The 26436-nt window shown below is 72.2% G+C and carries 33 protein-coding genes; 11 read left to right on the top strand and 22 right to left on the bottom strand.

The window, feature by feature from the left end; translation table 11 throughout:
* Position 1 precedes the first annotated feature (1 nt).
* Positions 2–832 (bottom strand): carbohydrate ABC transporter permease, encoded by an 831-nt coding sequence (locus tag DEJ04_RS09575; protein ID WP_111033542.1) that lies wholly within the window; start codon positions 830–832, stop codon positions 2–4.
* On the bottom strand, positions 832–1677 hold the full coding sequence (locus tag DEJ04_RS09570) for a carbohydrate ABC transporter permease (protein WP_231495659.1): 846 nt from the start codon (positions 1675–1677) through the stop codon (positions 832–834). The genes DEJ04_RS09575 and DEJ04_RS09570 overlap by 1 nt, the downstream gene beginning before the upstream one ends.
* 382 nt (positions 1678–2059) lie before the next feature.
* Between DEJ04_RS09570 and DEJ04_RS09565 the strand changes: the two genes are divergently transcribed.
* Complete coding sequence (locus DEJ04_RS09565; protein WP_111046928.1) at positions 2060–2959, top strand: inositol monophosphatase; 900 nt, start codon at positions 2060–2062, stop codon at positions 2957–2959.
* An 83-nt stretch (positions 2960–3042) separates the two neighbouring features.
* Here the strand turns inward: DEJ04_RS09565 and DEJ04_RS09560 are convergent, their stop codons facing one another.
* The 4 genes from DEJ04_RS09560 to DEJ04_RS09545 form a co-directional block, all read right to left on the bottom strand.
* The gene (locus DEJ04_RS09560) at positions 3043–3249 is read right to left on the bottom strand and encodes a substrate-binding domain-containing protein (protein ID WP_181437784.1); all 207 of its coding nucleotides are present in this window, start codon (positions 3247–3249) and stop codon (positions 3043–3045) included.
* Positions 3246–4067, bottom strand: a complete 822-nt coding sequence (locus DEJ04_RS09555) for a LacI family DNA-binding transcriptional regulator (protein ID WP_181437783.1) — start codon at positions 4065–4067, stop codon at positions 3246–3248. The genes DEJ04_RS09560 and DEJ04_RS09555 overlap by 4 nt, the downstream gene beginning before the upstream one ends.
* Positions 4068–4069: 2 nt before the next feature.
* Complete coding sequence (locus tag DEJ04_RS09550) at positions 4070–4720, bottom strand: 2'-5' RNA ligase family protein (RefSeq protein WP_111046926.1); 651 nt, start codon at positions 4718–4720, stop codon at positions 4070–4072.
* 158 nt (positions 4721–4878) lie between these two features.
* Positions 4879–5343, bottom strand: a complete 465-nt coding sequence (locus DEJ04_RS09545; protein ID WP_111030218.1) for a DUF2231 domain-containing protein — start codon at positions 5341–5343, stop codon at positions 4879–4881.
* Between the two features lie 124 nt (positions 5344–5467).
* Between DEJ04_RS09545 and DEJ04_RS09540 the strand changes: the two genes are divergently transcribed.
* From DEJ04_RS09540 to DEJ04_RS09530, 3 genes are read left to right on the top strand one after another with little or no spacing between them, the layout of a single operon-like run.
* Positions 5468–6187 carry a VIT family protein gene (locus DEJ04_RS09540; protein ID WP_111030217.1) on the top strand — a complete coding sequence of 240 codons (720 nt, stop codon included), beginning with the start codon at positions 5468–5470 and terminating at the stop codon, positions 6185–6187.
* Between the two features lies 1 nt (position 6188).
* Entirely contained in the window at positions 6189–6872 is a 684-nt protein-coding gene (locus tag DEJ04_RS09535; RefSeq protein WP_111046925.1) for a response regulator transcription factor, read from the top strand.
* Between the two features lie 50 nt (positions 6873–6922).
* Positions 6923–8233 (top strand): HAMP domain-containing sensor histidine kinase, encoded by a 1311-nt coding sequence (locus tag DEJ04_RS09530; RefSeq protein ID WP_146248684.1) that lies wholly within the window; start codon positions 6923–6925, stop codon positions 8231–8233.
* Between the two features lie 99 nt (positions 8234–8332).
* On the opposite strand, the gene DEJ04_RS09525 is transcribed toward DEJ04_RS09530, so the two are convergent.
* The 4 genes from DEJ04_RS09525 to DEJ04_RS09510 all read right to left on the bottom strand — a co-directional run bounded on the left by DEJ04_RS09525 (position 8333) and on the right by DEJ04_RS09510 (position 12059).
* On the bottom strand, positions 8333–9352 hold the full coding sequence (locus DEJ04_RS09525; RefSeq protein ID WP_111046923.1) for a LacI family DNA-binding transcriptional regulator: 1020 nt from the start codon (positions 9350–9352) through the stop codon (positions 8333–8335).
* Positions 9353–9490: 138 nt separating this feature from the next.
* Entirely contained in the window at positions 9491–10582 is a 1092-nt protein-coding gene (locus DEJ04_RS09520; RefSeq protein ID WP_111046922.1) for a tyrosine-protein phosphatase, read from the bottom strand.
* Between the two features lie 169 nt (positions 10583–10751).
* Positions 10752–11558 (bottom strand): trypsin-like serine protease, encoded by an 807-nt coding sequence (locus tag DEJ04_RS09515; RefSeq protein WP_111046921.1) that lies wholly within the window; start codon positions 11556–11558, stop codon positions 10752–10754.
* 3 nt (positions 11559–11561) lie between these two features.
* On the bottom strand, positions 11562–12059 hold the full coding sequence (locus DEJ04_RS09510) for a hypothetical protein (RefSeq protein ID WP_111046920.1): 498 nt from the start codon (positions 12057–12059) through the stop codon (positions 11562–11564).
* Positions 12060–12248: 189 nt separating this feature from the next.
* Here DEJ04_RS09510 and DEJ04_RS09505 point away from each other — a divergent pair, with 189 nt between their 5' ends.
* On the top strand, positions 12249–12902 hold the full coding sequence (locus DEJ04_RS09505; protein ID WP_111046919.1) for a helix-turn-helix domain-containing protein: 654 nt from the start codon (positions 12249–12251) through the stop codon (positions 12900–12902).
* A gap of 45 nt (positions 12903–12947) precedes the next feature.
* On the opposite strand, the gene DEJ04_RS09500 is transcribed toward DEJ04_RS09505, so the two are convergent.
* Both DEJ04_RS09500 and DEJ04_RS09495 read right to left on the bottom strand, forming a co-directional pair.
* On the bottom strand, positions 12948–13475 hold the full coding sequence (locus DEJ04_RS09500; protein WP_111046918.1) for a hypothetical protein: 528 nt from the start codon (positions 13473–13475) through the stop codon (positions 12948–12950).
* 129 nt (positions 13476–13604) lie between these two features.
* The gene (locus DEJ04_RS09495; protein ID WP_111046917.1) at positions 13605–14117 is read right to left on the bottom strand and encodes a hypothetical protein; all 513 of its coding nucleotides are present in this window, start codon (positions 14115–14117) and stop codon (positions 13605–13607) included.
* A gap of 133 nt (positions 14118–14250) precedes the next feature.
* On the opposite strand from DEJ04_RS09495, the gene DEJ04_RS09490 reads away from it, so the two are divergent.
* Complete coding sequence (locus DEJ04_RS09490) at positions 14251–14622, top strand: tRNA-dihydrouridine synthase (RefSeq protein WP_258370571.1); 372 nt, start codon at positions 14251–14253, stop codon at positions 14620–14622.
* Entirely contained in the window at positions 14622–15926 is a 1305-nt protein-coding gene (locus DEJ04_RS09485) for a glutathionylspermidine synthase family protein (protein WP_111030207.1), read from the top strand. Before DEJ04_RS09490 ends, DEJ04_RS09485 begins: the two co-directional genes overlap by 1 nt.
* Positions 15927–15932: 6 nt before the next feature.
* On the opposite strand, the gene arr is transcribed toward DEJ04_RS09485, so the two are convergent.
* The 6 genes from arr to DEJ04_RS18405 form a co-directional block, all read right to left on the bottom strand.
* Entirely contained in the window at positions 15933–16355 is a 423-nt protein-coding gene (gene arr / locus DEJ04_RS09480; RefSeq protein ID WP_071244431.1) for an NAD(+)--rifampin ADP-ribosyltransferase, read from the bottom strand.
* A gap of 20 nt (positions 16356–16375) precedes the next feature.
* Complete coding sequence (locus DEJ04_RS09475; protein WP_111046916.1) at positions 16376–16768, bottom strand: hypothetical protein; 393 nt, start codon at positions 16766–16768, stop codon at positions 16376–16378.
* Positions 16765–17337, bottom strand: a complete 573-nt coding sequence (locus DEJ04_RS09470) for a TetR/AcrR family transcriptional regulator (RefSeq protein ID WP_111046915.1) — start codon at positions 17335–17337, stop codon at positions 16765–16767. The genes DEJ04_RS09475 and DEJ04_RS09470 overlap by 4 nt, the downstream gene beginning before the upstream one ends.
* Complete coding sequence (locus DEJ04_RS09465) at positions 17330–18178, bottom strand: alpha/beta fold hydrolase (RefSeq protein WP_111046914.1); 849 nt, start codon at positions 18176–18178, stop codon at positions 17330–17332. The genes DEJ04_RS09470 and DEJ04_RS09465 overlap by 8 nt, the downstream gene beginning before the upstream one ends.
* A gap of 73 nt (positions 18179–18251) precedes the next feature.
* Entirely contained in the window at positions 18252–19094 is an 843-nt protein-coding gene (locus DEJ04_RS09460; RefSeq protein WP_111046913.1) for an SDR family NAD(P)-dependent oxidoreductase, read from the bottom strand.
* A gap of 71 nt (positions 19095–19165) precedes the next feature.
* Positions 19166–19513, bottom strand: coding sequence for a cyclophilin-like fold protein (locus DEJ04_RS18405; RefSeq protein WP_181437782.1), 348 nt, complete (start codon positions 19511–19513; stop codon positions 19166–19168).
* Positions 19514–19866: 353 nt separating this feature from the next.
* On the opposite strand from DEJ04_RS18405, the gene DEJ04_RS09450 reads away from it, so the two are divergent.
* A complete protein-coding gene (locus tag DEJ04_RS09450; RefSeq protein WP_258371342.1) occupies positions 19867–21066 on the top strand; it encodes an MFS transporter in 1200 nt (399 codons plus the stop codon).
* Between the two features lie 53 nt (positions 21067–21119).
* Positions 21120–21695: a GrpB family protein gene (locus DEJ04_RS09445; RefSeq protein WP_111046910.1), complete on the top strand. Its 576-nt coding sequence runs from the start codon at positions 21120–21122 to the stop codon at positions 21693–21695.
* Between the two features lie 25 nt (positions 21696–21720).
* On the opposite strand, the gene DEJ04_RS09440 is transcribed toward DEJ04_RS09445, so the two are convergent.
* Together DEJ04_RS09440 and DEJ04_RS09435 are read right to left on the bottom strand one after the other, a co-directional pair.
* Complete coding sequence (locus DEJ04_RS09440) at positions 21721–22680, bottom strand: nuclear transport factor 2 family protein (RefSeq protein ID WP_111046909.1); 960 nt, start codon at positions 22678–22680, stop codon at positions 21721–21723.
* 239 nt (positions 22681–22919) lie between these two features.
* Positions 22920–23390, bottom strand: a complete 471-nt coding sequence (locus DEJ04_RS09435; RefSeq protein ID WP_017885670.1) for a MarR family winged helix-turn-helix transcriptional regulator — start codon at positions 23388–23390, stop codon at positions 22920–22922.
* Between the two features lie 63 nt (positions 23391–23453).
* On the opposite strand from DEJ04_RS09435, the gene DEJ04_RS09430 reads away from it, so the two are divergent.
* Together DEJ04_RS09430 and DEJ04_RS09425 are read left to right on the top strand one after the other, a co-directional pair.
* Positions 23454–23981, top strand: coding sequence for a phenolic acid decarboxylase (locus DEJ04_RS09430; protein ID WP_017885669.1), 528 nt, complete (start codon positions 23454–23456; stop codon positions 23979–23981).
* A 2-nt stretch (positions 23982–23983) separates the two neighbouring features.
* A complete protein-coding gene (locus tag DEJ04_RS09425) occupies positions 23984–24808 on the top strand; it encodes an alpha/beta hydrolase (RefSeq protein WP_111046908.1) in 825 nt (274 codons plus the stop codon).
* Here DEJ04_RS09425 and DEJ04_RS09420 read toward each other — a convergent pair.
* Together DEJ04_RS09420 and chrA are read right to left on the bottom strand one after the other, a co-directional pair.
* Positions 24786–25178, bottom strand: a complete 393-nt coding sequence (locus tag DEJ04_RS09420; protein ID WP_111046907.1) for an arsenate reductase ArsC — start codon at positions 25176–25178, stop codon at positions 24786–24788. The two genes, DEJ04_RS09425 and DEJ04_RS09420, sit on opposite strands and share 23 nt — an antisense overlap.
* Before the next feature lie 14 nt (positions 25179–25192).
* Positions 25193–26413, bottom strand: a complete 1221-nt coding sequence (gene chrA, locus DEJ04_RS09415; protein ID WP_111046906.1) for a chromate efflux transporter — start codon at positions 26411–26413, stop codon at positions 25193–25195.
* Positions 26414–26436 lie beyond the last annotated feature (23 nt).

Raw genomic sequence — 26436 nt, 5'->3', positions numbered from 1 at the left:
GTCACTTGAGCGCCCCGGCGGTGAGGCCGCCGGCGAGGAACCGCTGGGCGACGAGGACGAGGACCAGGACGGGGAGGGTCACCATGGCGGCGCCGGCGAGGACCACGCCGATGTCGGCGGCCTCGGCGTCGGACAGCTGGGCGATGCCGACCTGCACGGTGCGGTGTTCCGGCGAGTTGGTGACGAGGAGCGGCCAGAAGAACCCGTTCCAGGCGGCCGTCGCGCTCACCAGGGTGACCGAGACGAGCGTCGGGCGGGTGAGCGGCAGGAGCATGGACCGGATGAACCGGAAGTGTCCGGCGCCGTCGAGCACCGCGGCTTCGCGCAGCTCGTCCGGGAAGCTCAGGAACGCCTGGCGGAACAGGAAGATCGTCAGTGCCGAGGCCACGAACGGCAGGAAGACGACCAGGAGCGTGTCGATGAGGTGCCAGGACGAGACGGTCAGGTAGTTCGCGATCAGGGTCGTCTCGCCGGGGATCATCATGCTGGCGAGCAGGACGAGGAACAGGGCACGGGCGCCCCGGAGCCGACAGAACACCAGTGCGTAGGCGGTGATGATGCCGATGACGACCTGCAGCACCGTCTGGGCGAGGGTGACGACGACGCTGTTCAGGAACTGCTGCCCGAGCGGGACGACCTGCGTGGCGCGGACGATGTTGTCGAGCGTCAGGTGGATCGGCACCAGACCGGCGAGGCCCTGGTCCAGGTACCGGGTCGGGGTGAGCGCGCCCTCGAACACGTAGTAGAGCGGGAAGCAGACGACGACGACCGCGATGACGAGCCAGGCGTAGACGAAGACGCTCCGGAGCCGGCGTGCGGTGACGGGGCGCATCAGTAGTTCACCCGCTTCTCGAGCACGCCGAACTGCACCAGCGACAGCCCGAGGACCAGCAGGAACAGCACGACCCCGAGCGCGGCGGCGAGGCCGAAGTTCGCGCTGCCGGACCCGAAGGCCTGCTGGTAGATCGCGTAGACGAGGGTCTTCGAGGAGTCGGCCGGACCGCCGCCCGTGAGGATCTGGATCTGCCCGAAGGTCGTGAGTGCCTCGACGGTTCCGGTCACGACGACGAAGAAGAGCGTCGGCGTGACGAGCGGCAGGGAGATCGACCAGAGCGTCCGCACGGGCCCGGCACCGTCGAGGTGCGCCGCCTCGATGACGTCCTGGTCGATGGCTCCGAACGCTCCGAGCAGGAGCAGCACGGTGAACCCGAGCGACCCCCAGATCGTCACGACGATGACGCTCGCCAGGGCCCACTGCGTGCTCGTCAGGAACGGCACGGGCGCGCCGCCGAACTGGGTGATCACCGTGTTCAGCAGCCCGTTGCCGGGTGCGAGCATCGCCGCGAACGCGACGGACCCCGCTGACACGGACACGACCATGGGTGCCGTCAGGAGTGCGCGGAAGACCGGCAGGCCGCGGAGCTTCACGGTCAGGGGGATCACGACGAGCAGACCGAACACGATGCGGCCGACGACCACGCCGACGCAGAAGACCGCGGTGGTCAGCATCGTCCGTCCGAACGCGGGGTCGGTGAACGTGCGGACGTAGTTCTGCAGCCCCACCGAGCCCGCCGGCTGACCGAAGATGTCGGTGCCCTGGGTGCTGAGGACCAGGACGCGGCCGAGCGGGTAGAAGACGAAGACCGCGAACGCGAGCAGCGCCGGTGCGAGGAGCACCAGACCGAGCCGGCGGTCCGAGCGCAACGAGGACCGCGTCGTCCTGGTCGCCCGGGGTGGACGCGGCGACTGCGGCGACCGCGGCGACCCTGCGGTACGCGGGGGACCGGCGACCAGGCCGGACCTGACGGGGACCGTCATGGGGCGGACTCCTCCGAGTAGGGAACGTTCCCTAACCGGGAACGACTCCACTGTGCGGCGGGGGTCGAAGACCGGTCAAGGCACGTCGACCACCCGCCGTCACCCGTTCACGCCGCGTTCAACCCCTCCGCCGATCGGGTGGCGACGTTCACCGCCGCACGCCGCGCGTTCACCTCGGGTTCGGCCCGTCGACCGGCGTGGTTCGCCGTCCAGGGGCCTCGGCGTCGTAGAACCGGGGACCATGCGAACCGTTCCTGCTCCCCAGACACTCCGGGCGATCGCCGAGGAGGCCGCGCGCACCGTCGCGCCCGACCTGCTCGCCGTCTTCCGCGCCCCGATGACGATCAGCACGAAGCGCGATGCGCACGATGTGGTCACCCTGCACGACCGCGCCGCGGAAGAGGCGATCACGGCGGTGCTCACCGCGGCCGTGCCGGGCTCGGTCGTGCTCGGCGAAGAAGGCGGCACCACCGGCGGCTCCGGCACTGCCGGCGCCGCCGGTGGCATCGACACCGCCGGCACCGCCGGGGGCGTCGGCAGCACCGCGGACCCCGTGGTGCGGTGGATCGTGGACCCGATCGACGGCACCGCGAACTTCGCCCGCGGACTCGCGTACTGGTGCATCTCGATCGCGGCCGAGGTCGACGGCGAGGTCGTCGCCGGGGTGGTCTTCGACCCGGTCGCCGACCACGTGTTCGCGGCGGACGACGTCGGCGCCTGGCTCGACGGTGCGCCGATGCACTCGTCGTCGGGGCCCGCCGACGCCGCGACGGTGCTGACGAGCTTCCCCGTGCAGCAGGACCTCGACCTGCTCGGCGAAGCAGCGGCGTTCGACCTGCTCCGGGATCTGACGCTCCGGTACCGCCATCACCACAGCCTCGGCAGCGGCGCCCTCAACCTGGTGCACGTCGCTGCCGGGTGGTCGGACGTGACGATGGGCTTCGCCACGCACCCGTGGGACGTCGCCGCCGGGGCACTGGTGCTCGAGCGCGCCGGTGGGTGGTTCCGGGGCTTCCGTCGGGGCGAAGCCGTCGACTGCGCCAACCTGGCCGACGACTACGTCGCCGCCGGCGCCGGGGGATCGCACGCCGAGCTGGTGCGCCGGGTGCAGGAGCTGTCGGCCACGACCGCCACCGACTGAGCCGCTGACCGGGCCGCCAGCCGGCCCGCCGACTGAGGCACGGACCGGGCCGCCGACCGGTTCGACGCGGGCGTCGCGAGCGGTCAGCCGAGCGCGTGCCCGGCGACCGCCTGCGCGGTGGACCCACGCGGCAGCAGGTGTGTCGGGAGCACCTCGTGCCGGTCGCCGCGACGGCCCCGGAGCCGCTCGACCACGAGCTCGACCGCCCGCGCGCCCATCCGGACGCGCGGCTGGTCGACACTCGTCAGGTCGAGCCGATCGCCGAGACCGGTGCCGTCGAACCCGGTCACCGCCGCCATTCGGAGGAGCGCGAGTCCCGCGCCGTCGGCGATCGCCACGAGCCGAGCCGAGCCGCGGTCGCGTCGTTCGTCGCGACGAACGCCGTCACCCCGTCACCCAGGTGCCGGGCGATCCGCGCCGGCTCCGCCGCCAGGGCCTCGACGTCGTCGACGCGGTGGTCGCCCGGTGCGCCGAGTTGCGCGGTGACCGCGGCGTGCGCGACGGCACGACGGGTCGTCGAGGGGTGGTCGGACTCCGCAACGAAGCACGTGCGCCGGTGCCCGAGCGCGGCGAGGTGGAGCACCAGCGCGCGCATGCCCGACTCCTCGTCGGCGCGCACCGTGTCGAGTCCGAGACCGGCGAGCGCCGACCCGCTCGACCCGAGGACCGCGACCGGCAGGTCGCGCGCGACCGCCGCGAGCCGTGCCGGGGCGAGCCGACTGCTCAGGACCGCGACCCCGAGCACGCCGTCGGCCGATCCGTGGGAGGCGTGCAGGGCCTCCAGGCCGTCGGCCAGCCGGGCAGGGTCCCGGAACCCGTCCACGACGCGGAGCGCGAACCCCAGGGTCTGCGCGGTCGCGCGTGCGCTCCGGAGCGCTTCGTCGTGGAACGGGTTGGCAGCTTCGGTGACGAGCGCGCCCAGCACGAGCGGCGCGCCCTGCGCGCGTCGCCTGGCGAGCGAACCGACCGGGAGGCCCAGCTCGTCCGCCGTCCGCACCGCGAGTTCCCGACGTGGCCGGGACACACCGTCGTCGCCCCGCAGGGCGAGTGACACGAGCGATCGCGAGATGGCGCACCGCTCGGCGACGTCGCGGAGGGTCGCGGCCACGGTCAGGCGAGCTTCCAGGTGTGGACGTGCTCCCACGTCATCGTCTGCCACCAGCGACCGGACCAGTCCGGGCTCGCGGTCCGGTAGAGCACGACGGTGTCGCCGCGGAACCCGGTCGGGACGTCGACGTCGAGCTCGCGGATGAACGCGCCGACCTCGTCGTGCAGGTCCGGCCGGCCGTACAGGTCGTGCGAGGCGAGCGAGAGGTGTGCGCGGTACTGCTCCGGGTCGTAGTCGTTCGCCAACGGGACCTGCATCGGCTGCCGGAACGGTGCGACCACGGCCTCGATGTCGGCGGCGAGCCGGACGAAGTCGTCGTTGTGCGAGCCGTCCGGTCGGGTCGCGACGTCGTAGACGAACCCGATGCCCTGTTCACGGACGCCGGCGTTGTGGACGTCGAACGCCGGTCGGCCGTCGAGCAGCGCCGAGACGGCCGCGACGACCTGGTCCTCGTGGCTGCCGAACGGCTGGCTGCCGACGAGCGTGGCGTGCGGCGGGAAGGCGCCGGCCGACAGCAGGCCGTACTGCGCCCGGAGCTGGTCGGTGACGACCGTGACGGCCCGGCAGGTGCGGGCGTCCGGGCGCAGGTAGATGCCGTGGCGGTACGGGTCGCTCGGGTCGCGCGGCAGCTTGGCGGTGACGTTCTGGGGCATGGGTCCGTCCGTGGTCGGTCGATGGGGAACGTTCCCGATGGTCGGGAACGTTCCCCATGATCGACCGGACGGGTCCGGATCTCACCCGTCGGTCCGTGACGGAACGGTGAACGATGGGTGTCGGCGGTGCCGAGCAGGTGCCGTCGCTGTCCGTGCGGTCAGCCCTTCCAGACGGACGCGGCGCCCGCGTGTCCGATGACGATGACCTCGATCATCGACACGACGCCGGCGGCGAGCAGCAGCACGGGACCCACGACCGCGACCGCGCGCAGCGCCCCGCCGCTCGTCACCCGGTCGGTCGCGAACCTGTGCCAGGCCCACCACAGCAGCAGGAGCGCGAAGACCGCGATCGACCACGGCAGCAGGCCGTCGGCGAGTTCGGTGTGCCGTTCGAGCAGTGCGCTCTCGCGCTCTCGGTGCTCGAGCCACTCACCCGAGGACGTCGCCAGGGGGACCGAGACGAGGGCGATGAGGCCGATGATCGGTGCGCCGACTGCGAGCCACCGTCGTGCCGCGGGCCACACCGCGACCACGATCGCGGTCAACGCCGCGACCGGGACGGCGACCGAGGTCAGGTGGACGAAGAGGGGGTGGAGCGGTATCCCGCCGAACTGCCAGTCCATGACGGCCTTTCACGTCGAGCGCCCGACGGTGCAGGCGCGGTTCGACCAGACAACAGGATCTGGCGGCTCGGATCGTTCGAAACCTCACACGAACAGGGCGTCCCGGACATGGTTCGCTGAGACCATGAGCACCGCGGAGCCGCACGCCGGAGAAGCGCACACCGGCGACCTCGCGGCACGTCTGAACTGGCTGCGCGCCGGAGTCCTCGGCGCGAACGACGGGATCGTGTCGACGGCCTCCATCGTCGTCGGCGTCGCCGGTGCCTCGTCGTCCGTGCCGGCGATCGCGACGGCCGGCATCGCGGCCCTCGTCGGCGGCGCGGTGTCGATGGCGCTCGGCGAGTACGTGTCGGTGAGCAGCCAGAAGGACAGCCAGCAGTCCCTCATCGAGCAGGAACGCCGCGAACTGGCCGACGACCCGGCCGCCGAGCTCGAGGAGCTCACGCAGCTCTGGCAGGCCCGCGGTCTCCGACGAGCAACGGCCGAACAGGTGGCTTCGGAACTGACCGAGCGCGACGCCCTCGCCGCACACCTCACCACCGAACTCGGGATCGACGAGGACGAGGTGGTCAGCCCGTGGCACGCCGCGTTCGCATCCGCCGCAGCGTTCTCGATCGGCGCGCTCCTTCCGCTCCTGGCGATCCTCCTCTTCCCGGAGGCGATCCGGGTGCCCGCGACGTTCGTCGTCGTCCTCCTCGCGCTGGCCCTGACCGGAGCCACGGGAGCCCGCATCGGCGGAGGCTCGCTGCGCCGCGCCACCGCCCGGGTGGTCGTCGGTGGAGCCCTGGCCCTCGCGGCGACCTTCGTCATCGGGTCCCTGCTCGGCACGAGCGGGGTCGTCTGAGATGGCGAACATCCTGGTGGTGGAGGACGACCCGGAGATGGGTGCCCTCGTCGAGCGCGGCCTGACCGGTGAAGGACACGTGGTCACGGTCGTGACCGACGGCATCGCCGCACTCGTCCAGGCCCGGGCCCAGTCGTTCGAGGCGGCGGCGATCGACGTCATGCTGCCCGGGATGACGGGCTTCGAGGTCTGTCGGCGGCTCCGTGAGCTCGGCCAGGACTTCCCGGTGATCCTGGTGACCGCACGGGACGCCGTCGACGACCGGGTGTTCGGGCTGGACTCCGGGGCGGATGACTACCTCACGAAGCCGTTCGCGATCACCGAGCTCAACGCGCGGATCCGGGCGCACCTGCGGCGTCGCGCCGCGGGTGGGGTGACCATCGTGGAGGCCGGGTCGGTGCGGCTCGACACCCTGGCCGTGCGTGCGTCGGTGCGCGGGCGGGACCTGCCGCTGAGCGTCAAGGAGTTCTCGTTGCTGCGGTTCCTGATCCAGGGCGCCCCTGACACGCGCACCAGAACCGAGGTGCTCGAGGAGGTCTGGGGGAGCCCCGAGCACTTCGATCCGACCATCGTCGACCAGTACGTCAGCTACCTCCGCAAGAAACTGCAGGCCTCGGGCGCTGACGTCGTGATCCGGACGGTGCGCGGCGTGGGGTACGCCCTCGAGGTCGTGTCGGCGAGGTGAGGTTCCTGCGCCGTCTGTCGATCCGTGCCCGGATCACCCTCGGGAGTCTGATGGTCGGTGCAGTCGTGCTCTCCGGGGTCGCGGTCGTCCTGCACGTGCAGATCGAACGCGCGACGCTCGCGACCGACCGGTCCCTCGCCTCCGGTGACGCCGCGCCCTTCGTCTCCGATCTCCGGCGCAACCCGGACGAGGCGCCGGACCGTCCGGCAGAGGACGTCCTGGTCGGGATCCGGTCGTCGTCCGGCGGATGGGTCGTGGACTCCCTGCCGCGCGACGTCCGTGCGGCGCTGCCCTCGACGGTGCCGGATGACGGCGACACGCTGAGACTCCACACCGCACACCGGGTCGTGACGGTCGTCGGTGTGCCGGTGCGGAACGCCGCCGGGTCGTTCGTCGTCTGGGCCGCGCACGACGGTCGGGCCGGAGAGGAGACGGTGGCGCGGGTGGACCGGTCACTGGTCGTCGGCACGGTCTTGGCGCTGCTCGCCTTCGCCGCGACGGCGTGGTTGCTGTCGACGCTCGCCCTCCGCCCGGTGGGGCGGATGCGCCGGATCGCCGAGCACCTCAGTGCCGGGAACGGTGGTGGACACCTGCCCGTCGGGGCGTCCGACGACGAACTCGCGGCACTCGCCCGGACCCTCAACACCTTCATCGACCGGCAGCGCGAGAACACCGAGCGTGAGCGGCGGATGGTCTCCGATGCGAGCCACGAACTCCGCACGCCGCTGGCGGCACTGACCGCGCGGCTCGAACTCGCGCATCGCTCGTCCGGCGATGCCGTGGCCCTCGAACGTGCGCTGCGCGCAGCCGAGAGCGATGCCGCCCGGTTGGTCGCGCTGGCGAACGCCCTGCTCGAACTCAGTCGACTGGGTGAAGGCGGCGCCGTTCCGTCGACTCCGGTCGCTGCGCTCGTCACGGAACTCATGGGATCGATCGACCGTGCTCGCGCCGTCTCGTCCGTCGGTCTGCGCGACATCGACTTCGCCGTCCGCCTGACTTCGCCGGACGAGCACTACGGGATCGAGCCCGCGGCGTTCGCCCGGGTCGTCGACAACCTCGTGGCGAACGCGATCGCAGCGGGGGAGGACGGCGGCGTGATCCGGGTCACGCTCGAGCAGTCCGCCGACGGGCGGCTCGAGCTGCGCGTCGTCGATGACGGACCCGGCGTCCGGGACGACTTCCTCCCACAGGCCTTCGACCGCTTCACCCGGGCGGACAGCGCACGGCGTGCCGTCCTCGGCGGGAGCGGACTCGGGCTCTCCCTCGTACGAGGCATCGCCGAACGTGCCAACGGGACGGCGGACCTCCGCAACGTCCCCTCCGGGGGTGCCGTCGCCAGCGTCACGCTCCCCGCGTGCTGACCGTGTTCGCCGACCACATCGTCACTCGGACTCTCGAACGACCGAACGTCGCGGCTGAGGAGCGGGCCGGGCAGGCCAGGGGTGCGTTCTGCAAGGGGGTCAGACCCGGGCGGCGGTCCGGCCCGGTACCAGGCTGCCGTCGACCGCGTTGTGGGTGACGCCCGTCGAACGGCCGTCGATCTGGTCGACCACGTCGTCGACGGACAAACGACCGATCAGACTGAGCGGCTGTCGCCACGAGGTGATGCCGAGCAGCTCGGTGGCGAGTGGGGCGACCCCGTCGTAGCCCGTGACCGACAGGTCGTCCGGTGCTCGGAGGCCGCGGCGGCGCATCGACTCGAGCACACCGACGGCCCAGCGGTCGCTCGGTGCCATGATCGCCGTCACGCCGCCGGCCCGCAGGACCTGCTCGAGGAACGAGTCGAGGTCCTCGGGGTCTGCTCCGTGGTCCTCGGAGCGGATCCGGAGCACCTCGGCGCCGCGCGCACGGAGCCGACGCACCATCGCGTCGGTGCGTGCCGACTGCGTCAGTGACCCGGACGGTGTGACCGTCAGCACGGCGACGCGACGGTGTCCGAGGTCGGCGACGTGGTCGGCGAGCCCGCGTCCGCCGCCGCGTTCGTCGCAGTACGCGCTGCTCACCGCGTCGTTCGTCTCGGGGCGCCCGGAGACCACCGTCGGGATGCGTCGGGCGAACGGCAGCACGTCGGCGATCGGCAGGGCGCCGCTGCAGACGATGAGCCCCTCGACGCGCAGGGAGACCAGGGTCTCCAACGCCCGGCGTTCCTCGCTGACCGGGAACGACCCTGCACCGGTGGCGGTGACGACGCGGTACCCGCGCGCCGCGGCCTGCAGCTGGAACGCGGTCAGCAGGTGCCCGTAGAAGGGGGTGGAGGCGTCGCGGACGAACACCCCGAGCGTGTGCGTGCGGTGTGCCGACATGCCGCGGGCGTTCGCGTTCGCGACGTAGCCGAGGTCGAGCGCGGCCCGCTTGACCCGCTCGGTCGTCGACGGAGCCACGCCGTACGCGCCGGCGAGGGCGCGGGAGACGACCGACTTCGACACACCGGCCAGGGCGGCGACGTCGTGGATGGTCGGGACGGCGGGGTGTCCGGTCACCGCGGGCGCCGTTGTCTGGAGGACTGCACGACTGTCACGGTAGCCGGAGGGACGCCCGGACCGGGCGACGGTGGTGGTGAACAGTTGGTCACGCCGACCGCCCGGCGCGGGCCGCGGGCGGTCGGCGTGGGTGCCGGGCTAGCGCTTCGTCGCCGGGCGACGGAGCGTCAGGCGGTACTCCTTCGTCGTGGTGCCGTCCTGGGCGGTGACCGTGATGCGTGCCGTCCGGCCGGACACGTGCACTGCGGCGGCCGCGTTCGGGTTCGTCGTGTGCACGTGGACGTCGGCGACGCGCAGCGTCCGGACCGGGGCGGTCACGGTCGCACCGTGCGACGAGGCAGCGGCGGGCAGGTGGACACGCACGCCGGCGACCGCGATCGAGGACACGGTGGCGTCGTTCGACACGAGGAAACGCTCCCGCAGGGCGGCAGCCTCGTGCTTGGTCACGCCGATCGTGTCGGTCAGGTAGGAGCCCATGCCGCCGTACTCGGTCGCGATGTCCTGCTCGAAGGTGCCCTGCAGCAGCTGCGGGGTCGCCCAGGTCACCCCGAGCTGCGTGTTCGAGAGCAGGTAGTCGTGCAGGATGTCCGCGCTGTCCACGCCGAGGACCCGGTCGAGCAGGTCAACGACGGTGCCGGTGCGGTCCATGCCGTGCGAGCAGTGGATCAGGACCGTGCCGCTGGTGTGCGTGGCGAGGATCCGGAGCACCCGGCGGTACGCGGTGATCATCGACCCGGGTGTCGCCTGGTCGACCCGGCCCTTGTCGACCAGGTCGTGGTACATCGCGGTGTCGTCGCTGTAGTCGCCGTCCGCGCCGAACATCGAGATGTCGACGTGGCGCGCACCCGGGATCGCGACGTCCGGCTTCGCGGCGATCTGGGACGGGGTGCGCAGGTCGACGACGAGGTCGACGTGGTATTCGTCGGCCAGGGTCGTGGCCCCGGCGGCGGTGATCTTGTCGAGTGACTCGGAGCGGATCAGGCGCGGGGCGTTCACGGTCTGCCCCGACCGTCCGTGGACCGCGGCGAGTTCGCGGCCGTTGACCAGACCGGGGACGTCGGCGATCGGGTGGTCGGCGGCGGTGAACGCCGGCTGCAGGGTGTCGTCGGCGTGGGCGGCCGTGACGGAGAACGCGGCGGAGGCGACGACGGCCAGGCCGGCGAGGGCGGTCGTGGCGACGCGGGTGGTGCGCTGGGAGTGGGTGAGTGGGGAGCGGCGGAGCGGGGACACGGGGCAACCTCGATCTGATCAGGACCCGGGGGTCGGGGGGAGCCGGACGTGGTGGTGTCCGGCTCCCCGCAGGATCGCGGCGCGGGTCGTCGGCGGTGTGGCGGCGAGGTGGCCGGGGCGTGTCCGGGTCATGAGGCAGCGCTCAGCCGCTCACCCAGCGGCCAGCGGCTCAGGACGCCGGGGCCAGCCGGTACCGGAACAGCTCGGTGAGGACCTGCCGGGCGGGCGTGTAGAGCAGCACCGTCGAACCCGTCGTGCTCGTCGTGCTGCTCGAGATGATCCCGTACAACCGGTTCGTGGCGCTCATCACCGGTCCGCCGGCGTCGCCCGGCTCGATGCCAGCGCCGGCGCTGGCGGCGGCGAGGTGCTGCACGCCGGGATGGCTCCCTGCCGGCACGCGTGTGGCCGTCCAGGAGCAGTGCAGCCCGCTCGCCGCCCCGCTGGTGCAGAAGGGATCGGCATCTGGCTTGCCGATGCCGGTGACGGCGGCGCGTACCAGGCCCCCGTCCACCCGGTTGAACACACGACCCGATGCCCGGGGTGTCCAGGTCGCGACCGATCGGTCGCACGACCCGGTCGCCGTCCGCGCCCGGGTGCACGCCAGGGGCGGGACGACGGCGAGTTCGAGGTCCGAGTCCGCGGACTGCCAGACCACGTTGCCGACGGTCGCGCCGGCGAGCTGCACGGGTGCCTGCAGCGGCGCGCAGTGCTTCGCGAGCACCACCCAACGGGTCGCTCGCTGGTACTGCTTCAGCTGACTCCGGAACCCCTTGGCGGCCAGCACGGCACCGACCGTGCAGGTGCCGCCGGGGACCCCGACCTCGGTGCCGGCGATGATCGGCGCTGCGACCCGGTCGGGGTCGCTCGTTGTGGCCGAGGCTGACGGAGCCCAGGTGAGGGTGGCCCCGACGACGGCCGCCAGGGACACGGCGACGGCCAGGGTGCGGACGAGCGCCGGTTGCGCGTGGCGGGTCACGGGTCAGCCGAGCGTGCGGGTGCCGTTGACGCGTCCGATCACCGACAGGGTGTCCGGGTCGCTGAGACGGGCGTGCCAGTGCAGTGTCGTGGTGCCGCGCGGCAAGTCCGGGAACGCTGCGGTGAAGCGGTAGTGGCCGCTGGCGCTGACGACGTCGTCGCCCGAGGTGACCTCGGCGATGTGCTTGTTGAACAGGCCCCGCGGCTTGCCCGGTGCGTCGTAGTAGACGATGACCAGGGTGCCGGGCTTCCCGGTCCCGGCGAAGGTGATGCCGGTGAAGCTCTTCCGGTCGGGCCCGCCGTGGGTCTTCGCGGTGAACGCCACGGCCGCAGCCCGGGTCGAGGTGTGTGTGGCGTGCGCCGTGTGGGAGATCGTGGCGGCTCCGGCCTGCGCGGGGACCAGGATGCCGGCGGCGAGCGCACCGCCGAGGGTGACGCAGGTCGCGAGCACGGTCAGTCGGCGGACCGACGGGAAGCGGTGGCTGGACGGGGTCGAACGCATGGGGACTCCTCTGGTTCGTGGGGGTGCGGGCCGGGGTGGCCCGGTGTGCGTGAACGCTAACAACGCGCCAGACGATCGTCTAGCGAAATCCTGAAGCTGAGGGGATCAGAGGCATTGCGCCCGGCGTGACCGCTGCCGACTCCTGGCCAGACGTTCGTATGATGAACCAAGACCCGACCGAGGAGTGCGATGAACCAGCGGCAGCAGGCGAAGACCCGGACCCGCGAGCAGATCATCGAGGCTGCGGCGGCGGTGTTCGCGAGCCACGGCTACGCGGGGACCTCGTTCGCACGGGTCGCCGCCGCGATGGACCGCCCGAAGTCGGCGATCGGCTACCACGTGTTCTCGTCCAAGCACGAACTGGCCTTCGCGGTCATCGAGCGGCAGCAGGCTCGCTGGGCGGCGATCGACTCGCTGATCCGGCAGCCCGAGGGGCTCGAGCACTTACTCGGCATGCTGACGTCCGCCTGTTCCGACGCCATACGGTGCCCGGTGGCTGCCGGGGCGATCCGCCTGAGTCACGAACTCCGCGGTGCGGGGGAGGTGATTCCACGGGTCTTCACGTGGGACGACTACGTCCGTCGGCACCTGTCGGCTTCGAGCGGTGGCACCGGACCGGCCACCGACCCCGAGTGGGCACGTGCGGCGGACCTCGTGCTGACGTCGACCTTCGGGGTGATGTGGGCCCGGACGAGCGCCCGGCTGACGCGGGACACCGAGGGGCAGCTCCGGGATCTGTGGGCGGCGCTGTTCACCGGGCTCGGTCTGCCGGGTGTGCACGCGCTGCTCGAGCAGGTGGAGCCCGTGCGCGTGGGCGGGCACCCGGCAGAGGCCGAGGACTGACCCCGGCGGGCGTGGCATCCCTGCCGTCCCGCCGGGGTGCCTGGCCTACTTCTTCTGCTCGGAGCCGTCCGGGTTCACGACGTACCAGACGCCCTTGTCGCCCTGACCCGTCACGTCACCGGCCTTCTTGTCCCCGATGAAGGTGTAGATCGGTCGGCCGTCGATCGTGATCTGCCGTCCGCCGTCCACTCCCGTGATGGTGCCGACCTTGCCGGTGATGCCGGACACCTTCGGTGTCGTGGTCGTCGCCTCGATCGCGGGCCACGCGGTCGCGCAACCACCGGTGCAGGTGCTCTTCCCGGAGTCCTTGACGTCGGCGTCGAAGTAGTAGGCGGTCATGCCCTTGCCGTCGACGACGACCTTGCCGAGTGTCGTCGCGGCGACGGTCACGTCGACCGACGGTGACGAGTCGGTCGTCGCGGGAGCGTCGCCCTGCGCGGCGGGGGACGGAGAGGGTGATGGCGCTGCGGATCCGGCCGTGGAGCAGCCGGCGAGGCCGAGGGTCAGGAGCAGTGCGGCCCCGAGTGCGATGGACGCGGGTCGGGATGACGGGGTGCGGTGGGGTGTCGACACGGGGGCTCCTCGAGGTCAGGTCTCGCCGCTGACTGCTGGCCAGACGTTCGTCTAGCGAACGTAACCGCAGGACGGGACGGGAGCCAGCACCCTGCGCGCCCTCTCATCGTGCCGGCCGTGGATCGGTGGTCAGTGCTCGGTGTGCTCGACGAGGTGAACGCCCTCGACGCGGCCGAGGACGTCCAGTGACGCGGGGTCGATCAGGCGGGCGCTCCAGGACGCCCGGTCGGCTCCACGGGGCAGCTCGGGCAGCGCCGCCGTGAAGGCGAACCGGCCGGTCGAGCCGACGGCGCTGCTGCCCGGCTCGATCTCCGCGACGCGCTCGTTCCCGGAGTCGTCCCCGGGGCTGCCGTAGTGGACGACGACGACGGCACCGGGGGTGCCCAGTCCGGCGAACCGCACCCTGACGACTCCGCTGGTGCCGACCGTCCGTGGTGGGCGGATCGCGAACCGGTGTGCGCCACTCGTCACGGTCGGTGCCCCGAGTGCGGCGCCGAGTGCGCCGGATGCGCCGAGGCCGATCGTCTCGGGGCCCGGCGTGGTCGGTGACGGCGCGGGCAGGGCGATGGCGACGGCGAGCGCAGCGATCCCCACGGCGAGGATGATCGGAGACGCCCGGACCCGATCGGTGCTCCGCGGCATGGTCGGCCCCTTCGTGGACGGTGTGCGGCGGCTGCCGCCACCGCACACGCTACCGGTTCGCCAGACGATCGTCTGCGCTGGTCGAGGTGCCGACGCGGACACCGGTCCATGGGGAGCGGTACTGTTCCCCTTCGTGAGTGTTCGTCGCCGTGCTTCCCGTGTCGTCTCCATCGGGGTGGTCGCAGCCCTGGCAGCGTCGTTGACCGGGTGTGGCGAGGGAGCCGGCGTCGACAGCGACTACGCGAAGATCTGCCGCGACAACGCGACCGAGAAGCGGTTGCCGGACGACGACTGCAACAACCACGGCGGGCACGCCGGCTGGTACTTCCTGCCGCTCTTCGCCAACCGTGCCACGAGGGTCCCCGGCGTGGGGGACGCGGTCTCCGGCGGCACGAGCGCCCTGCCCGCCGGGAAGACCGCGAAGGCCGGCCTCTCGTCCGGTGGGAGCTCCGTCACCAAGGGCGGCTTCGGCGGAGCCGGCGGTCACGGTGGGTTCGGCGGCTGATGGAGCGCATCGAGTTCCCCGAGCGTCCGGACTGGCGGCGCCGGATCCAGCAGACCGGGTTGATCTACTCGCGGTCCGTCCGCGACGACGGCACGCCCGTCGAGTACTGGAACGACACCGCCGCGTACGTCTTCACGCTGCCGGAGGTCGAGGCGCTCGAGCGGCAGACCGAGGAACTGCACCGGATGTGCCTCGAAGCCGCCCGGTACCTCGCCACCGGCGCCCTCGGCACGCTGGGCCTGACGCGAGCCGGGTTCGACCTCGCCTCGTGGTCGCTCGAGCACGATGAGCCCGACTTGTACGCGCGGTTCGACCTGGCGTACGCCGGAGACGGTTCACCCGCCAAGATGCTCGAGTACAACGGGGACACCCCGACCGGGTTGATCGAGGCATCGGTCACGCAGTGGCACTGGATGCAGGACCGGCTCACCACCGGCGAACTGTCCGCCGAGACCGACCAGTGGAACGGCATCCACGAGGCGATGGTGGCGCGCTGGCGGACACTGCTGCACGAATCCCTGCGCGCCGAGGACGGTGGCCGACTGTTCGTGGCGCACTCCGACCTCGACACGGCGGGCGAGGACTGGGACACCGTGGCCTACATGCGCGACCTGGCGGGGGAGGCCGGGTGGGAGCACACCGGCATCGAGATGAAGGACATCGGCTGGCACCCGACGGCCCGCCAGTTCGTCGGCGACCAGGAGCCGGCCGGTTCGTCGCGGAGCGTGTTCACGCTGCCCGGGGACGAGCCGGGGACCCAGTACCCGGTGATCCGCAACCTCTTCAAGCTGTACCCGTGGGAGGACCTCGTCTCCGGGGACGACCGGGCGCAGGGCGACGAGGAGTTCGGCGCCTTCCTGGTCAGCGACCGCGGGCGGCTCGGCCGCTGGTACGAGCCGGCGTGGAAGATGTTCCTGTCGAACAAGCTGCTGCTCGTCGCGCTCTGGCGATTGTTCCCTGGCCACCCGAACCTGCTGCCGGCCTTCGCGGACGGTCCGAACGGCATGCGCGACTTCGTCGTGAAGCCCGTGTTCGGGCGCGAGGGCGACGGCATCGCGGTGCACCGAGCCGACGGTTCGGTCACGACGAACGGTCGCGAGTACCGGCGCCCCGGCACCGGGGCCGAACGGGTGTGGCAGCAGTACCACGAGCTCCCGGACTTCCCGGGGTCGAACGGACACAACCACCCGGTGCTCGGGTCGTGGGTCGTGGGCGGCGAGTCCTTCGGAGTCGGCATCCGCGAGTCCGACGGGCCGATCACGGACTACTGGTGCCGGTTCGCCCCGAACATCATCGCGGCCTGACGTCGGTCAGTTGACGATCTCGCCGCGTTCCTCGGGCGGGAGCGCGACGAGTCGTTCCCGCCACTGGCGCAACGCCTCCGGGGTGAGCCGTGTCCACCCGGTCTCCTCGCCGACCACACGGAGCGGGAGGGCACTGCGGTACGACCGGGTCGGGTTGCCGGGGAACTTCTTGTCGGTCACGTTCGGGTCGTCCTCGAACGGACCGGTCGGCTCGACGCGGTACACACGCGGCTCACGGTCGCCGGGCACGAGCTCGGCCGCGAGTTCGGCCGCGAGCCCGGCTCCGTCGCGGGTCGCCGTGAAGTACACGTGGTTCATCACGACGTCGGGGCGGTAGTTCGAGCGGAAACCGGGGGAGAGGAACTCCCCGGGTCGCAGGGCCGCCACGGTGCCGTGCCAGAACGGACCGGTCTCGTCTGCTGCTGCCATGGCGTCAGCCTACGAACGGCTCAGCGCCCGCGTCCGACCAGCGCGCGCCACCGCGGCTGTTCCGAGACGACGACGGCGACGCACAGCGCGGTGACGACGATCGCGACCGCCGTCGGCCACAGGACCCAGGCTGCAGCGACCGCCCCGACGAGGTGCGCGAGGACCGACGCGATGGTGACCGCTCCCGGTGCCGCGACCGGCGGGTCACCGCCGGGGCGGTCACCAGGGGTCCCGAACACCGCCGGCGGCACGACGAGGACCAGGACGGCGGCGATCGCGAGCACCGGCGAGTGGGGCCAGAGCGCCCACGGCACGCCCACCCACGCGACGAGCTCCGCCAGGAACCGCAGGCCGCCACGGAGCGGGTCGTGACCGACGGGCCTCGGCGGGCGCGCCGCCGTGGTGACGGTCACCGTGTCGTCGCGGCACGGAAGCCGCGATCCAGGAAGTCGACCATCCACGCTGCACTCGCATCGACGTCGGTGTCCATCTGGAACCCGCCGGACGCCTCGATCGTGGCGAACCCGTGCAGGACGCTGCGGAGCACCCGGAGCGCGTGGACCTCGTCGGCCGGGTCGAGCGGGTAGTCGCGGAGCGCCGCGGCGAAGGACGCCAGGGTGCGGCCGAGTGCGACCGCCAGGGGGTCATCGGCACCGGTCGGCCGGACGCTGACGGCTGCCTGGTACCGCGCCGGGTGTTCCCGGACGCTCCGGCGCACGGTCTGCACCGCCGCCTCGAGCGCACTCCGACCGCTGCGCCCCTGCATGGCGTCGCGGAGCGCGTCACCGAGCTCGTTCGCACCGAGGATCGCGATCCTGCGCGTGAGGTCGCCGAGCCCGTCGACGTGCTTGTACAGCGACGGTGCCTTCACCCCGAGGCGGTCGGCGACGAGGCTCATGCTCAGCTGGGCCAGGCCGATCTCGTCGGCCAGCGTCGCCGCGGCCTCGGTGACGGTCGCCGGGTCGAGCCCCGCCCTAGGCAACGGGACCTGCGACGGGCAGCGTGCGGGCGAGGAACGGCAGCAGCAGGGCGAGGAGCGCCGCCGGCGTCTCGGTGTGGGGGTAATGGCCGGCGCCGTCGATCACGGCGAGTTCGCCGAGGCCGTCCGGCAGGTCGGCGAGGATCCGCTCGCCCTCGGCGCGGGGCACGGCCCAGTCCGGATCGGCGCTGCCCTCGACGACCAGCACGGGGCACCGGACGGCACCCAGCTGCTCGCCGGCGTCGGCGGGCGACGTGCGGGTCATGGCGCGGAGGGCCGCCATCCGCTCCGGTCGCCGCAGGATCGTCTCGATGCGGCTGCGTTCCGTCGCCCAGTCGGCGGGCTTGGTGGGCACCGCGATGTCGAGGTACGCGAGCCAGCCGGGCAGGCTGCCGCTCGTCATGACCCGCGCGAGCTGGACGGTGCCGGCGCGGTGTCGACGGTTGCGCAGGAGTCCGCCCACGTCGACGGACTGCTTGCGCGTGAACGGCGCCAGCTCGACGATGCCCGCGACCAGGTCCGGTGCGGTTGCTGCGGCGATCGTCGCCGCGCCCCCGCTGATGGACTGCCCGACGACCACGGCCGGGCCACCGAGGTGGCGGGCCACGGCGACGAGGTCACGTGCGATGTCGGTGCGCTGGTAGCCGTCCCACCCGGTGCTCGAGTCGCCGCAGCCGCGGAGGTCGACGTTCGCCACCCGGTAGCCGGCCGCGACGAGCTCCGGTACGACGAAACGGTAGGCGTGCCGGCTGTCGCCCATGCCGTGGGCGAGGACCACGAGTGGGCCTGCTCCGGAGAGGTCGTAGGCGATCGTGCCGCCCTCGGTGTCCAGGTTTTCGAGCATGACGTGGCTCCTTCGGCTACGGGTAGTAACTCAGAGGCTAATACCCGTAGCCAAACTTGGCAAGGGGCAGTCGTCACGCATCCAGGTCGAGCGTCGTCGACAGCGCGGGGAACGCCTGCGCTTGGTCGACGAGCTGCTGTCCCTTCTGCACGATCCCCGCCACGCTGTCCGCACCGGCGGCGAACCGCAGCGGCGGCTCGGGCATCGCGATCAGCGTCAGCAGCACCTGCGCGAGCTTCGCGGGGTCGCCGGACTGGTTGCCCCGCATGCCGCGGAAGAACTCCTTCGACCCGGCCGAGAGCGGGGCGTAGTCGTCGATCGCGACGTCGCCCCAGAAGGTCGAGTCGCCCTCGGCCAGCAGGTCGGTGCGGAAGAAGCCGGGCTCGACCACGGTGGTGTGGATGCCGAAGGGCGCCACCTCGTCGTGCAGGGCCTCCATCCAGCCCTCGAGCGCGAACTTCGACGCCGAGTAGGCGCTCCCACCGGCGCCGGCGACGATGCCCGCGGTGGAGCTGATGCTGATGACGTGCCCGGAGCGCTGCCGTCGCATGACCGGGAGCACGGCACGCGTCACCGCGAGTGCTCCGAAGAAGTTCGTCTCCATCTGCGCGCGGAACTGCCCGGCCGAGATCTCCTCGAAGTACCCGGCCTGGAAGCTCCCGGCGTTGTTCGCCAGGACGTCGACGCCGCCGAAGCGGTCGGTCGCGGCGTCGACTGCGGCTCGGACCGACTCCTGGTCGGTCACGTCGAGCGCGACGGCGAGCAGGCGCTCGTGGTCGCCGAGGACGGCGCGGACCCGCTCGGGGTCGCGTCCGGTCGCCACGACCCGGTGCCCGGCGTCGAGGGCGGTCCGGGCGAAGTCGGTGCCCATCCCGCGGCTCGTGCCGGTGATGAGGAAGGTGCTGGTTCCGGTCATGGGGTGTGATTCCTGTTCGATGGAAGGGACGCGAGGGGAGGCGGGGACGCGGGGAAGGGGGCGGACGCCCGTCAGCCGCGCAATCGGATGGTGGCGGCGCCGGACGGCAGGTCGCGCACCGCTCCGAAGTCGTCGACGGTGCCGATCGGCACGATCCCCGAGAAGCTGCCGACGTCCGTGTAGTACAGGACGATCGACTGGTCCGGCACGTAATACGCGATGGTGCCCGCCGGCGCATCGCTCGTACTCGGGGCGCTGGTGGTGTCGAGCGGCGCGGGGAGCCGGGCGATCTGCTCCTGCCCGCCGTAGTCGGCGAAGGTCAGCGTCGCCGGCAGCCGGGCGGCCAGCGCGCGCGCCGTCGCACTGTCGGTCAACCGGCCGGTCAGGGTCTCGCCGTCGAGCTCGATGGTGATGTGCACGGGGTCGGCCTCCGTCGGGGTGGTGATCGTGGGAGCTGCGGACGCAGTCGGCGCCGCCGTCGCCGACGCAGGCGCAGGCGCACGCGCCGACGCCGGCGGCTCCGCGCGGTCGACGCCGCTGCACCCGGCGAGCGCCCCCACCACCAGCGCGACGACCGGAGCCAGCGCGAGCGGACCCAGCGCTACGTGCGGACCCACGGCGGGACGGCGTCTGGTGCGGACGGGCATCGGGGCTCCCTCTGTTCGTGGACACCACCATCGAAGCCCCACCACCACCCGCCCAGTGAGGCTCCGGCGAAACGGGGTCCAGCCGAACCTCCCTGTCCGCCGGACCATGCCCCTACCGTCGGTCCGTGACCACGACGACCTCCGACCTCCCCACGACCGACCGGGCCACCGACGGTCGACTGCCCTGGTTCCCGCTCGCCCTGCTCGCCGCGATCGGGTTCCTCCTGGTCGCCATGGAGACGATGCCGGCCGGGCTGCTGCCCGCGATCGCCGACGGGATGGGTACGAGCGAGGGCACGGTCGGCCTGTTCGTCAGCGCGTACGCGATGGGCACGGTCATCGCCACGGTCCCGGCGATCGCCCTGACCCGCGGGTTCCGCCGCAAGCCGCTCATCGTCGCCGCCATCGCCGTGCTCCTCGTCGCGAACACCCTGACCGCGTTCGCGCCGAACGTCGCGGTCGCGCTGGTCACCCGGTTCGTCGCCGGCGCGATGTCGGGGACGATCTGGGGCATGTTCGCCACCTACGCCCGGCGGATCAGCCCGGCACGCTTCGCCGGGGTGTCGCTCGCGATCGTGTCGACGGGCGCGCCGGTGGGGTTCGCGCTGGGCACCCCGCTCGGGTCCTTCATCGGCAACGCCCTGGGCTGGCGGTCGTCGTTCATCGGGCTGAGCCTGGTCGGCGTGGTGGTCCTGGCGCTGATCGCGCTGTTCGTGCCGGACGCCCAGGGGCAGACGAGCGGCGCGAAGCTGTCCGTCGTGCAGGTGTTCCGGATCCGCGGCATCGCGGTCATCCTCGCGGTGATCGCGACGTGGATGGTGGCGCACAACACGATCTACACGTACATCTCGCCGTACCTGCGGGCGACCGGCACCGACCTGAGCGCCGGGCTGGTGCTGCTGGTCTACGGGATCGCCGCGATCCTCGGCGTCGTCGTGACGGGCGCGCTGCTCGACCGGCACCCCCGACCCCTGCTGCACGGCAGCGTCGGCCTGTTCGTCCTGGCCGGGGTGGTGCTGCTCGTCGGCCACACGTCGCCGGTCGCGGTCCTGGTGGCCGCGGGTCTGTGGGGCATCGGCTTCGGCGGGTCCTCCACGCAGCTGCAGGCCGCCCTGACGACCGCCGGCGGCGAGGACGCCGACGTCGCGAGCGCGTTCCTGCCGGTCGCGTTCAACATCGCGATCTTCGCGGCCGGCCTGTTCGGAGCCGCCCTGCTGACGGCCTTCGACGGGCTGGTGCTCGCCGTGGTGATGATCGTGTTCGGGGCGGTCGCGGTGCTCCTCACCGTCATCGGCCGCGGATCGGCGTTCCCCGCGAAGCTCTGACGCGATCGACGACCGCGACCGCGACCACGACCACTGGCTGCGATCATGTCCGGGTGCAGCACGACGAGGACCACCCCCGCCTGGACGTCACGACCGTCGAGATCATCGGCGGCCCGGAACCGGTCACCGTGACCCTGCACCCCGCCGACAGCGCGTGGGCTGCGGTTTTCGCCGACCACCGGCGACGCATCCTGGAGGCCCTCCCCGGCTCCGGCACGGACGCCCCGGTCGTCGAGCACATCGGCTCCACTGCCGTCCCCGGCCTGGCAGCGAAACCCATCGTCGACATCGTGGTCGTCGTCGCCGACATCACCGCCGAGGCCACGTACCTCGACCAGCTCCTCGCCGCCGGGTACGAGCTGCGTGTCCGCGAGCCGGGCCACCGCCTGGTCCGGACGCCGGCCCGCGACGTCCACGTGCACGTCTACGAGCGGGGCGCGACGGCGGTCGACGAGTACCTGCTCCTCCGCGACCACCTGCGTGCCGATGCCGACGACCGGGCGCTGTACGAACGGACGAAGCGGGAGCTGCTCGATCGGAGCTGGGACGACATGAACGCCTACGCCGAGGCGAAGACGGCCGTGATCACCGCGATCAAGGAGCGGGCGCGACGGAGCCGCGCGTCCTGAGACGCGCGGCTCCTTCGGCCGAGCCTCAGCTCGTCGGGACGACGTCCCAGTGCTCGCGGATCAGGTTGTCGTCGACCCGGAACAGGTCGGCCGCGCCGAACGGGGCGTCGGCCTTCGCCCCGACCGGCTTCGAGAACGTCCACACCAGGTCGCCGTCGGCGAGCGAGATGACGGACTCCTGCTTCGGCAGGCTCTGCGCGGCGCTGCCGGCGAAGAACTGCTTGAGCGCGGCCGTGCCGTTCGCGGCGACCGAGTTGTGCTGCAGGTAGGCGGGGTCGAACTTCTCGTCGAGGACGGACACGTCGTGGTCGCGGAACAGTCGGTCGTACGCGGTCACGGCGAGCACCCGGTTGTGCTCCTCCTGCCGCTCGGTCAGGTGACGGTCACGCTTCGCGGCCGGGTACAGGTCGCTGAACATGCTGTTCGTGTTGCCGCTGGCCGGGGTCCCCGTCGGCACAGTCTGACGGAGCGCCCACCACTCGCTGATGCGCCCGTCGCGCATGCGGAACAGGTCGACGGCAGCGTCACCGGTGCGTTCGTCCTTCGGCTTCGCGGTGATCTGCCAGTGCACGGCCACCAGGTCCGCATCACCGGCGATGTGCTTGATCACGGCGTGGGCGCCGGGCACCCGGGACCGGTCGGCGGTGAACTCGGCGAGCAACGCGGACGGACCCGAGGCGCTCGTCGCACCGTGCGCGACGGCACCGGTCGCGACGGCGGTCCGTGCAGCCGCACGGGCCTTCGCGGACGCGGGGGACCGGAACGCGCACCGGAACAGGTGCCGGACCGTGGCCTCGTTGCGCTGCTCGGCGCGACGGTCGAGCCGCGAGACCGCCGTGCCACCCGAGGTCGTCCGCGCCGCACGGTCCACCGTGTGGTGCGCGGAGGTCGCCGTGGTGACGGAGGTGGTGGTGGAGGTGTGGAGTGGGGCCGCCACGGCCGGACCGGCCACGAGCGACACGGCGATGGCGACCGGAGCTGCCACCGCACACGCCTTGGCGATGATGGGGAGAAGTGATGTCGTCTGCACGGCAGAACGATGGAACCGGACCCTGGAAGCCCACGCGCGCCCTGGAGCCGTCACTCGCTCGACCGTGACCGGCTTCTCAGTCGCGGTGCGCGCCTCCAGGGCGGCCTGTGCACGCGCTGCCAGGGTGACCCGTTCCCGCTGGTGATCGACGGTCCGGACCTGTGCGACGGCTCACCCGCACTGTCAGCCGATCCCTACGCTCCGGGCTCGTCGATGGCCAGACGGAGCTCGGCGAGCACGGGCAGCGCGGCGCGCAGCGCGTCGACCCCGTCCGGGCCCAGGCGTTCGAGCGCGCCGACCAGGACGTGCTCGGCCGAGGCGTCGTAGACCCGGAGCCGCTCGGACGCGAGCTCGGTCAGGGCGATCTCGGTGCTGCGGCCGTCACCGGTGGCGAGCCGCCGGTGGACGAGCCCGCCGCGTTCCATCGCGGTGACGAGGTTGCTGACCGTGGAGCGGGCGAGGCCGAGGGACCGGCCGAGCGCCGTCGGCGTGAGCCATCCGGCCTCGTCGAGTCGTCGCAGGACCTCGATCTGGGCGTCAGGCAGTTCCGGCAGTGCACCGTCACGGCGTGATGCGTTCAGCAGGGTGCGGCGGAACGGGCCGACCTGGTCGCTGAGCCGCCGGGCGATGTCCCGGAGTCCTGCGGTGTCGTGCTCGCTGCCCATGTCCTCAGCTTAGGTCCTCGAAAAAGGTTTGCAACAAAACTATGTTTGGCGCAGGATGGGTGCATGACGATCACCACCTCAGTCGCACAGCCCGTCCCGTCGCAGGACCTCTCCGGCATCGTCGGACACCGGTTCATCTACACGTACGCCAACGGCTGGCAGTACGAGATGTACGTCAAGAACGCCACCACCATCGACTACCGCATCCACTCCGGCATGGTCGGCGGGCGCTGGGTCAAGGACCAGCAGGTCGACCTCGTGGTGCTCACCGCCGGCGTCTACAAGGTGTCGTGGAACGAGCCGACCGGCACGAGCGTCGTCGTGACCGTGGTGCCGGGGGAGCGCGTGCTGCACGGCACGATCTTCTTCCCGCACTGGGTCGAGGAGGACGGCAGCAAGACCGTGCTGTTCCAGAACGACCACCTGGACCGGATGCGCGAGTACCGCGACGCCGGCCCCACCTACCCGATCTACGTCGTCCCCGAGTTCGCCCACATCACCCTCTTCGAGTTCGTCGGCCAGGACGACGAGACCGTCGTCGACACTGCGCCCGCCGACCTGCCGGCCGGGTTCGCCGACCGGAGCAACTGAGCATGACCGCGAAACGTCCGCTGGAGCGTGCCCTGACGAGCATCCGGCTCGAGCACCGGGGCGGGGCGCTCCGGGGGTGGGAGTACCGCCCGGCGTCGGCGTCGGCGTCGGCGTCGGCGTCGGCGCCCGCGGCTGCCGGCGGCGCGGTGCTGTTCGTGCACGGGTTCGGTGACTCGTCGATCGGTCCGCGCCAGCTCTTCGTGCAGGCCGCGACCGCCCTGACCGACACCGGTCTGACGGTCCGCTCCTACGACCGTCTCGGGCACGGCACGAGCGACGGACGGTTCGCGGACATCTCGATCGGCGACGAGGTCGAGCAGGTCGTCACGATGATCCGGGCGTTCTCGGACGACCAGGGGGCACCGATCGACGTCGTCGCCCACAGCCTGGGCGCCGTCGAGTCGGCGATGGCGGCGGCGAGGGTCCCCGACCTGGTCCGGAGCCTGACCCTGTGGTCGCCGGCCGGGGTCGTGGTCGACGACATCGCCGTGCACGACACCATCCAGGGGCAGCCGCTCGCACCCGTCCGTGACCGCGGCTGGTTCGACTTCGGTGGGACCGCCCTCGGGCGCGGGTTCGTCGACGAGGTCCGGGACGGACTCGACGTCTACGCCCAGGCACGCGGGTACGACGGGCCGGTCGACGTGCTGCACGGCACCGCCGACGAGATCGTCCCGGTCGAGTACGGCCGGCGCTACGGCGAACTGCTCAGCGGGGCGACGTTCACCGCGGTCGAGGGTGCGGACCACGTCTGGTCGTCGGTCCCGTGGCGCGAGCAGCTCGTCGACCGCCTGCTCGACCGCGTCAGGGAGCGGTCCGGGCGATGAGGTCCTGCACCCGCGCGCGCACGTCGTCGCGGATCGGCCGGACGGCGTCCAGGTCGAGCCCCGCGGGGTCGGTGAGCTCCCAGTCCTCGTAGCGCTTGCCCGGGAACACCGGGCAGGCGTCCCCGCACCCCATCGTGATGACGACGTCGGCGGCACGGACGGCATCGGTGCTGAGCAGCGCGGGCTGCTCGCTCCGGATGTCGATGCCCTCCTCGAGCATCGCCGCGACGACCACGGGGTTGAGCTGGTCGGCCGGTTCAGAGCCGGCGCTCCGGACGTCGACGCGGCCACCCGCCAGGTGCTGCAGGAAGCCGGCGGCCATCTGGGAGCGGCCGGCGTTGTGGACGCAGACGAACAGGACGGTGGGCATGCGGAGTGCTCCGATCAGAGGACGACGGCGCCGAGCAGGCCGGCTCCGATGACGACGGCCCACGGGGGAGCGGACCAGCGGGTGAGGGCGGTGAAGGCGGCCACGGCGAGCGCCAGTGCGGGTGCCGAGCGGATGCCCTCGGTGATGACCGGGTCCCAGAGCGCCGCGGCGAGGAGCCCGACGACCCCCGCGTTCACACCGGCCAGCACGCGCCGGGCCCACGGCAGGGCACGGAGCACGTGCCAGAACGGCAGCGCGCCGATGACCAGGAGTGCCGCAGGCAGGAAGATCGCGACGAGTGCCACCGCAGCGCCGAGGAGCCCGCTCGGACTGCCGTCGGCGACGGCGCCGAGGTAGGCGGCGAAGGTGAAGAGCGGCCCGGGCACGGCCTGTGCGGCGCCGTACCCGGCCAGGAAGTCCGCGTGGCCCACCAGGTGCGTGGCCACGGTCTGTGACTCGAGCAACGGCAGGACGACGTGGCCGCCGCCGAAGACGAGCGAGCCCGCCTGCGCGAAGACCCCGAACAGGCGAACGGCCCCGGTGCCGCTCGCGGCGACGGGTGCCGCGACGAGCAGGGCGGCGAACGCGACGAGCGCCGACACGGCGACCCAGCGGGGGAGGCGCACGGCGATCTGGGAGCCGGCGTCCTCGGTGTCTCCGACATCCTCGACCGAGTCGACCACCCGACCGAGCCACAGCACGCCGACCACACCGCACACCGCGATGACCGCGACCTGCGGCCCCGGGCCGGGGACGAGCAGCACCACGATCGCGGCGGCGGCCGCGATGGTCGCCCGACGGCGGTCCGGTGTGAGCGAGCGTGCCATGCCGAGCACCGCCTGCGCCACCACCGCGGCTGCGGCGGCCTGCAGCCCGAGCAGCCACCCGGCGCCGGCCAGGTCGGGCGTGCCGGAGACCAGCAGGGCGAACGCGACGAGCAGCACCGCGGACGGCAGGGTGAACCCGCACCACGCGGCGAGGAGCCCGAGCAGTCCGGCGCGCTGCAGCCCGAGTGCCATCCCGACCTGGCTCGACGCCGGTCCGGGCAGGAACTGGCACAGCGCGACGAGGTCGGCGTAGGCGTCGTCCCGCAGCCAGCGGCGACGCACCACGAAGGCTTCACGGAAGTACCCGAGGTGTGCGACCGGCCCGCCGAACGAGGTCAGCCCGAGCCGCAGGAACACCAGGAACACCGATGCCGCGGACGACCGCAGGGGCTCAGGGCTCGTCGTCACCCGCTCATCTTGACGACGGCAGA

The organism is Curtobacterium sp. MCLR17_044, assembly GCF_003234435.1.
Taxonomy (GTDB): Bacteria; Actinomycetota; Actinomycetes; order Actinomycetales; family Microbacteriaceae; genus Curtobacterium; species Curtobacterium flaccumfaciens.
This window is presented reverse-complemented; position numbering and strand designations above follow the sequence as displayed.

What these genes read in the sequence shown, in the direction of transcription:
- DEJ04_RS09495 (WP_111046917.1), bottom strand. Translation starts at nt 14,117, where the DNA reads ATGCCGCGGAGCACCGATCGGGTCCGGGCGTCTCCGATCATCCTCGCC.
- DEJ04_RS09575 (WP_111033542.1), bottom strand. Translation starts at nt 832, where the DNA reads ATGCGCCCCGTCACCGCACGCCGGCTCCGGAGCGTCTTCGTCTACGCC.
- DEJ04_RS09535 (WP_111046925.1), top strand. Translation starts at nt 6,189, where the DNA reads ATGGCGAACATCCTGGTGGTGGAGGACGACCCGGAGATGGGTGCCCTC.
- DEJ04_RS09425 (WP_111046908.1), top strand. Translation starts at nt 23,984, where the DNA reads ATGACCGCGAAACGTCCGCTGGAGCGTGCCCTGACGAGCATCCGGCTC.
- DEJ04_RS09510 (WP_111046920.1), bottom strand. Translation starts at nt 12,059, where the DNA reads ATGCGTTCGACCCCGTCCAGCCACCGCTTCCCGTCGGTCCGCCGACTG.
- DEJ04_RS09540 (WP_111030217.1), top strand. Translation starts at nt 5,468, where the DNA reads ATGAGCACCGCGGAGCCGCACGCCGGAGAAGCGCACACCGGCGACCTC.
- DEJ04_RS09485 (WP_111030207.1), top strand. Translation starts at nt 14,622, where the DNA reads ATGGAGCGCATCGAGTTCCCCGAGCGTCCGGACTGGCGGCGCCGGATC.
- DEJ04_RS09565 (WP_111046928.1), top strand. Translation starts at nt 2,060, where the DNA reads ATGCGAACCGTTCCTGCTCCCCAGACACTCCGGGCGATCGCCGAGGAG.
- DEJ04_RS09430 (WP_017885669.1), top strand. Translation starts at nt 23,454, where the DNA reads ATGACGATCACCACCTCAGTCGCACAGCCCGTCCCGTCGCAGGACCTC.
- DEJ04_RS09530 (WP_146248684.1), top strand. Translation starts at nt 6,923, where the DNA reads ATGGTCGGTGCAGTCGTGCTCTCCGGGGTCGCGGTCGTCCTGCACGTG.
- DEJ04_RS09465 (WP_111046914.1), bottom strand. Translation starts at nt 18,178, where the DNA reads ATGCTCGAAAACCTGGACACCGAGGGCGGCACGATCGCCTACGACCTC.
- DEJ04_RS09545 (WP_111030218.1), bottom strand. Translation starts at nt 5,343, where the DNA reads ATGGACTGGCAGTTCGGCGGGATACCGCTCCACCCCCTCTTCGTCCAC.
- arr (WP_071244431.1), bottom strand. Translation starts at nt 16,355, where the DNA reads ATGGCAGCAGCAGACGAGACCGGTCCGTTCTGGCACGGCACCGTGGCG.
- DEJ04_RS09550 (WP_111046926.1), bottom strand. Translation starts at nt 4,720, where the DNA reads ATGCCCCAGAACGTCACCGCCAAGCTGCCGCGCGACCCGAGCGACCCG.
- DEJ04_RS09420 (WP_111046907.1), bottom strand. Translation starts at nt 25,178, where the DNA reads ATGCCCACCGTCCTGTTCGTCTGCGTCCACAACGCCGGCCGCTCCCAG.
- DEJ04_RS09505 (WP_111046919.1), top strand. Translation starts at nt 12,249, where the DNA reads ATGAACCAGCGGCAGCAGGCGAAGACCCGGACCCGCGAGCAGATCATC.
- DEJ04_RS09460 (WP_111046913.1), bottom strand. Translation starts at nt 19,094, where the DNA reads ATGACCGGAACCAGCACCTTCCTCATCACCGGCACGAGCCGCGGGATG.
- DEJ04_RS09435 (WP_017885670.1), bottom strand. Translation starts at nt 23,390, where the DNA reads ATGGGCAGCGAGCACGACACCGCAGGACTCCGGGACATCGCCCGGCGG.